The 6,963-nt window shown below is 63.4% G+C and carries 6 protein-coding genes; 4 read left to right on the top strand and 2 right to left on the bottom strand.

Annotation, left to right across the window (positions count from 1 at the left end):
• Positions 1-39 precede the first annotated feature (39 nt).
• The gene (locus FAX90_RS15930; RefSeq protein WP_144098414.1) at positions 40-882 is read right to left on the bottom strand and encodes a p-hydroxycinnamoyl CoA hydratase/lyase; all 843 of its coding nucleotides are present in this window, start codon (positions 880-882) and stop codon (positions 40-42) included.
• Positions 883-928: 46 nt separating this feature from the next.
• On the bottom strand, positions 929-2,356 hold the full coding sequence (locus tag FAX90_RS15925; RefSeq protein WP_144098413.1) for an aldehyde dehydrogenase: 1,428 nt from the start codon (positions 2,354-2,356) through the stop codon (positions 929-931).
• Between the two features lie 208 nt (positions 2,357-2,564).
• On the opposite strand from FAX90_RS15925, the gene FAX90_RS15920 reads away from it, so the two are divergent.
• From FAX90_RS15920 to FAX90_RS15905, 4 genes are all read left to right on the top strand, one after another.
• Positions 2,565-3,830 (top strand): MFS transporter, encoded by a 1,266-nt coding sequence (locus tag FAX90_RS15920; RefSeq protein ID WP_240704949.1) that lies wholly within the window; start codon positions 2,565-2,567, stop codon positions 3,828-3,830.
• Positions 3,827-4,327: a MarR family winged helix-turn-helix transcriptional regulator gene (locus tag FAX90_RS15915; protein WP_170235015.1), complete on the top strand. Its 501-nt coding sequence runs from the start codon at positions 3,827-3,829 to the stop codon at positions 4,325-4,327. Before FAX90_RS15920 ends, FAX90_RS15915 begins: the two co-directional genes overlap by 4 nt.
• 83 nt (positions 4,328-4,410) lie before the next feature.
• Positions 4,411-5,568, top strand: coding sequence for a helix-turn-helix transcriptional regulator (locus FAX90_RS15910; protein ID WP_144098410.1), 1,158 nt, complete (start codon positions 4,411-4,413; stop codon positions 5,566-5,568).
• A gap of 109 nt (positions 5,569-5,677) precedes the next feature.
• Positions 5,678-6,919 (top strand): serine hydrolase domain-containing protein, encoded by a 1,242-nt coding sequence (locus FAX90_RS15905; RefSeq protein WP_144098409.1) that lies wholly within the window; start codon positions 5,678-5,680, stop codon positions 6,917-6,919.
• The last annotated feature ends 44 nt before the right edge of the window (positions 6,920-6,963 follow it).

Genomic DNA, 6,963 nt, shown 5'->3' with positions numbered 1-6,963 from the left:
GTCGAGCGAGCCGGTTGCATCCTCGGTCATCGCCGCACCTCAGCCTTTCTGCTTCGACAGATCGTACGCGCCGAGGCCCGGCTTGTACGACTTCTCGTCGATGAACTGCCGAATGCCTTCCTTCCGGCCCTCGGTCTTGTCGTGGAAGTTCGCTGCTTCCTGGGCGCGGACAAGGTAGTCCTCGGCGTTGTCGTAAGTCATCTCGCCCACGCGGCGGATCGCGTCCTTGGTCGCCTTCAGCGCGACGGGGTTCTTCTTCAGGAGAACGCTGGCGACCTCGGAAACACGGGCCTTCAGCTGGTCTGCGGGCACGGCTTCATTGACAAGGCCCCATTCGGCGGCGGTCTTGCCGTCGACGTTTTCGCCCATCATCGCGTGGTACATGGCGTTGCGGAAATTGGTCAGCTCGCGGATGATCTTGGTCGCGCCGCCGCCGGGCAGAATGCCCCAGTTGATCTCGGAAAGGCCGAACTGCGCATCCTCTGCCGCGAAGGCGAGGTCGCAGGCGAACAGCGGACCGTATGCGCCGCCGAAGCACCAGCCATTGACCATGGCAATCGTCGGCTTCTGATACCAGCGCAGGCGCCGCCACCAGCCGTACGACGAACGCTGTGCTGCGCGCGTGGCGACAAGGCCCTTGGCCTCGGTCTCACGGAAATATTCCTTGAGGTCCATGCCCGCGGAGAACGCCGTGCCTTCGCCGGTCAGCACGAGAACGCCGAAATCGTCACGAAATTCAAGCTCGTCGAGCACGGCGTTCATGTCGTCGTTCAGCGTCGGGCTCATGCAATTGCGCTTGTCGGGGCGGTTGAAATAGAGCCATGCGACGCCATCGACGATTTCGTAGGCGACCGTGCCGCTTTCTGTGGTGGTTAGGGTCATGGGATTCTCCTGATATGGTCGGGTTTCGATCGTGCTTGCGCGGCGATCAGATCGGGTAGTGGCCGGGCTGGGTCTCGATCGTGATCCAGCGGGTTTCGGTGAAGCTGTCGATGCCCTGCCGTCCGCCGAACTTGCCGTAACCGGACGCTCCGACGCCGCCGAAGGGCATCTGCGCCTCGTCATGGACGGTCGGGCCGTTGACGTGGCAGATGCCGGACCTGATCTGCTTCGCCACTTTCAGGCCGCGCACCGTGTCGCGGGTGAACACGGCGGCCGAAAGACCGTATTCGCTGTCGTTCGCCAGTTCGATGGCGTGCGCCTCGTCCCGCGCGCGGATCAGCGCGACGACGGGCCCGAAGCTTTCGTCGCGGTAAAGGTTCATGCCGTCGGTGACGCCATCGACCACCGTGGCGGGCATCAGCACGCTGTCGGCCGTACCGCCGGTCAGGAGGCGGGCCCCCTTGGCAGTCGCGTCCTCGATCAGGGAGTTGACGTGATCGACGGTCTTCCTGTCGATGACGGCGCCCAGCGGAGTAGTCCCCTCGCGCGGGTCGCCGGTGGGCATGGCGCTGACCTTGGCGGCGAACTTGTCGGCAAAGGCATCGGCCACGGCATCGACGACGATGATCCGTTCGGTCGACATGCAGATCTGGCCCTGGTTCATGAAGGCACCGAAAGCCGCAGCCTTGACCGCCTCGTCGAGGTCGGCATCGTCCAGCACGATGAGCGGGGCCTTGCCGCCGAGTTCGAGCAGGCATGGCTTCAGGTGCTCTGCCGCACGCTTGGCAATGATCCGGCCAACCGCGGTCGATCCGGTGAAATTGATGCGTTTCACCTCGGGCGCGTCGATCAGCGCGCCGACCACATCGGCGGCGTCTTCCGGCGCGTTGGTGACGACGTTGACGGCGCCTTCGGGGAAACCTGCATCGGCGAAAGCCTCGACGATCAGCGCATGAGTGCGCGGGCAGGCTTCGCTAGCCTTGAAGATGACGGTGTTGCCGCAGGCGAGCGGCATGGCGATGGCCCGCACGCCCAGGATGATCGGGGCATTCCACGGGGCGATGCCAAGCAGGACGCCGACCGGCTCCTTCAGCGCCATGGCGACGCAGCCCGGTTTGTCGGACGGGATGACTTCGCCCGCGATCTGGGTGGTCATCGCCGCCGCCTCGCGCACCGTGCTGGCGGCAAGGCCGAGATTGAACATCGCCCAGCCCGCCGTCGCTCCGGTTTCGGCCATCATCGCCGCCACGAAATCGTCCTTGCGCGATTCCAGTGCGTCGGCGGCCTTCATCAGGACCGCGCGGCGCGCGTTCGGCCCCATCGACGACCATGCGGGGAAGGCGGCCTGCGCCTTGGCCGCGATCGCGGGGATGTCGCTTGATTGCATGGCCGGGGCGCTCGACGCGACTTCGCCGGTAAGCGGATTCAGGCGCGAAAAAGTGCTGCTGCCGATCGAATCGGAGGTGCTTGCCATCGTGTGTCCTCTCCTTTATTGTTATATGGCATAACAATCTTCACTGACACCTGCAAGCCGGTTATGCGGCTCGAAGGCCGTTCAGCGGAAAAAAGTTTTGTCATATAACAAAATCGCTCTATCAGTAGGGCGATAAGTCCGCGTGGAAGCGGTCAGAAGATGGAGAGGACTTGCCATGGATCCCCGGCAAACGATCGAATCGAGCAACATGTCGCGCTTTCAGTGGTCGATCGTGGCGATCATGGTCGGCCTGATCGCGCTGGACGGTTTCGACGTCCTTTCGATCAGCTTCGCCTCGCCCGGCATTGCTGCTGAATGGGAAATTGACCGCGCGGCGCTGGGGCTGGTGCTGTCGATGGAACTGATCGGCATGTCGCTCGGCTCGGTCCTGTTCGGCCGTATCGCCGATAGCTATGGGCGCAGGAGGACGATCCTGACCTGCCTTGGCATCATCTGCCTTGGCATGTTCGGCGCCTCGACCGCTTCGGGTGTCGTCTCGCTTTCGGCCTGGCGGGTTGGCACCGGGCTTGGCCTTGGCGGCATGCTCGCGGCGACCAATGCCGCCACTGCCGAAGCTGCCAATGGCCGCTTTCGCGCATTTTGCATCGTGCTGATGGCGGCGGGCTATCCGCTGGGGAACGTCATCGGCGGCAGTATCGCAGCACAGCTGCTTGAAATGTACGACTGGCGCGCGATCTTCCAGTTTGGCGCCGTGGTCGCCGCGCTTTTCATTCCCATCGTCTGGCTCGGTGCACCCGAATCCATCGGCTTCCTGATGGACCGCCGCCCGGCAAACGCGCTGGAGAAGATCAACGCGACGCTGTCGCGGATGGGCAAGCCCCAGATCGACACTTTGCCGCCGCCGGAACCGCGCCCCGAACGGCAGGGTCTTGGCGCCTTGCTGTCAGGCCAGCACCTCGTGCCGACGCTCGCGCTCACGTTCGTCTATTTCGGTCATATCATGACGTTCTATTTCATCGTGAAATGGATACCCAAGCTTGTCGCGGACATGGGTTTTGCCCCTTCGGCTGCCGCGGGCGTGCTGGTCTGGGCCAGTGTCGGCGGTCTCCTGGGCAGCGCCTTGCTGGGCCTGCTCACGCTGCGCTTCCGGGTATTCTGGCTGACCTTTGCGGCCATGATGGTATCGGCGGTGACGGTGATCTGGTTCGGTTTCGCGCCGTCCGATCTGCCTACCCTGTCGATGACCGCGGCCGCGGTCGGCTTTGCGACCAACGCCGGTGTCGTCGGCATCTACGCGATCGTCGCCTCCGCTTTCCCGACCTCGGTGCGCGCGTCTGCCACAGGCGTGGTCATCGGCGTCGGGCGCGGCGGTTCGGCGCTCGCCCCCGCGGTCGCCGGTCTCCTGTTTGCCGCAGGTTATGGGCTGGGTATCGTTGCCACGGCCATGGCATGTGGCTCGCTGGCGGCCGGGTTGGTCCTCGTTCTCGTGGTTCGCAAGGCAAGGACGACGTGAGCGAGGATAGCGGCATCCCGCATCACGGCATTGGCCCGCTGTCGCGGCTGCTGGGCTATCACTTCCGGCGAACGTCGACGCTGTTCCGCAAGGATTTCGAACAGGCTGCTGGCGATTCCGGCATTCGGCAGGTGTCGTTCGGCGTCATGTCGGTGATTTCCGCCAATCCGGGAATACGGCAGGGCGATGTCGGCACGATCCTCGACATCCAGCGGGCGAACATGGTGACCCTGATCGGCGAGTTGACCGATGCCGGCCTCGTCGAGCGCGGGACGGACGGAAACGACCGCCGCGTTGTGCGGCTCTCGCTCAGCAAGAAGGGCGAAAGCCTTCTGGCGGAAGTGACCCGCCGGATCGAGGAGCAGGAAGCCGCCTTGCTGCACGGCTTCGACGAAGACGAGATTGCGGCATTGATCGCGATGCTGCATCGTATCGGTCGCAATGCGCAAGGTGAGGGGAGCCGGCCTGCTTCACCCCCAAACGAGGACGGATCATGAGCATTTGCGGCATCGCGGATCGGGCATATCCGCGCTGCCGTTTCGGCACATCCTGATCAGCAGGAGGCTTGAGGAGAAACATCATGGGTGAGGTTTCAAGCGACTTGTTGTTCGACTTGTACGGCTGCGTCGATCAGCCGGAACGTTGGACTCGCACGCTCGACTCTATCTGCTCCCGCCTTAACGTGCGCAGTGCCGCGCTGCAGATCTTCAATTGCGAACAGATGCGCCTGCGCGAACAGTGGAGCGCGCGCGACACGTTTTCGACCCGCCATGCCGCCATTCACGACATTCACGTCAACAATGCCGACAATCCCCGGCTCGACCTTTCGGTTTCTCCCTTGCCGCAGAACGATTACCTGTGGCCGCACATCGATGAACAATCCTCTGCACGATCCGACTTTCGCGATCTGAAAACCCGTCTCGACACGATCGGCCTTGGCCACTCGATCTGCATCGGCTTCCAATTCGACGCGGACCGCTACCTTTCGTTGATCCTGCACAAGGCGGCGGGCGACGGGACGCCCTATTCGTCATCCGATGTCGACTTCCTGCGCAGGCTTGGCCCGCATGTCGAACAGATGACCCGCGTGACATCGTTCGCGCAAAAGGCGCTTTCGTCCCGCACGGTCGGGGAATCGGTGCTGGATCACATGCGGGTCGGCGTCGTCGTCTGTGATGAGGGGCGGCACATCGAATGGGTCAACCGCGCGGGGCGGAGCATTCTTGATCGTTCGGAACACCTGACCGACCTTGGCGGATCGCTACGCTGCCTGTCGCACTCGGAAGACAAGCGGCTGGCATCGCTTGTCGAAACGGCGCTGCAAGCGCGTGAGAACGACGGGACAGACATGCTCGTCGTCGGCCGGGATTCGCTCTCGCCTGCGCAGATATCGGTCGCCACGGTCGAACCTGCGGCCACGCCCGTCCACACCAGCCAGACCCGGCGAAGCGTGGTGCTTTTCCTTTCGGTTCAGGAAGATGGTCATAACTTCGAACCACAGGAGACCGCTGCCCTGTACGCGCTCTCACCGGCCGAAGGCGCATTGGCGGCGGCGCTGTCGAACGGGCTGACTTTGCAGGAATATGCCGACGACCGGGGCATCAGCACGGGAACCGCGCGAGTGCAGCTCAAGCAGGTCCTGGCTAAGACCGGCACCAACCGCCAGGCGGAGCTTGTCCGCCGGGTCAACAGCTCGCTGCTCGGCTTCCGGTATGAAGGGCCTGCTGGTCGCGCCTGAATTTCGTCCGATACCTCAAATGGGAGTTTCGGGTTTGAGCCGATAATTCCACGATCCCTCTCGAACACGGGCCGCGGCAACCGGCGGCCATTCGTGAGGAGAGGGTTGGATGAAGATTTCGATACGGCGGCCACTGCTGGCCTTGACGACGGGGCTCGCGCTTTGCGGGCTGGCCACACCGGTCCTGGCGCAGCAGGCCCTACCGCAAAATCTGGAAGAAGGCGCGAAATCGGACGTGCCGGTGGCGGTGCAGGTCCTGCGCTGGCACATGCTCGACGCCGACGTGAACACGCTGACTTTCCGCAGCATGGACGAACTGTTCACGACCCGCGAAGTGCCCCGGTCCGGCCCTGTCTGGAACCTCCCGCGCGAAGATCACGCGCTGGATTTCACGTACCAGTACGGCGGCAAGACTTATGCCGCGGACGACTTTGCCGAGCGGACTTACACGAACGCGCTGCTCGTCATGAAGGACGGGAACATCGTTTCCGAAACGTACCGCAACAACAGCGGGCCGCAGAGCCGCTTCATGGGCTGGTCTATGACGAAGTCGTTGACCTCGATCCTGGTCGGCTGCGCCCTTGCCGAAGGGCGGATCCGTTCGCTTGACGATCCGATCACGGCCTACCTGCCCGAACTGAAAGGCGGTGGCTATGACGGTGTGACGATCCGCCAGGTCATGCAGATGCGCTCCGGTGTCGATTACGAAGAACGCTACGATTTCGCCAATCCGGGCATCGCCGCGACCAATCACATCAATGCGCTGGTCAAGAACGTCGCGCGCTTTGCCGATGCCGCCCGCACGGTCGGGCGGGCGCACGAACCGGGAACGGTAACCCAGTACAAGACGATCGACACCGCGGTTCTCGGCTGGCTGATCGAACGGGTCAGCGGCGGCAGCACGATCGCGGCCTACATGGCGCAGCGCCTGTGGGAACCGCTGGGGGCAGAGCGTGACGGCTTCTTCATCATGGACGGCGCGCCGGGAACGGGGCGCGAATTCAACGGTGCCGGCTTCAACGCCACCTTGCGCGACTATGCCCGCGTCGGTGCGATGATGCTGAACGGGGGCATGGCCAACGGTCACCAGATCGTCTCGCCCGAATGGGTCGCCGCATCGACCCGGCCGGTCGAACCCGAAAAGCCCGGAGAGCTGGGATACGGGATGCAGTGGTGGACTCTTGGCGACGGATCGTACTCTGCGATCGGGCTGCAGGGACAGTACATCTTCGTCGATCCCAAGAGCCGGACCGTGGTCGTCAAGCTCAGCTATTTCCCGCCCGGAAACCAGACCGCCGACGATGAAACCGTCGCGTTCCTGAAGGCGGCTGCGGCGTGGCAGCCGCAGTGATCCACACTCGATAAAAACCAAGATAAAGAAATGAAGAGGATTGA

Source organism: Croceicoccus sediminis, assembly GCF_007570835.1.
Classification (GTDB): Bacteria; Pseudomonadota; Alphaproteobacteria; order Sphingomonadales; family Sphingomonadaceae; genus Croceicoccus; species Croceicoccus sediminis.
The sequence above is the reverse complement of the archived record's forward strand: the minus strand, read 5'-3'. Positions and strand labels throughout refer to the sequence as shown.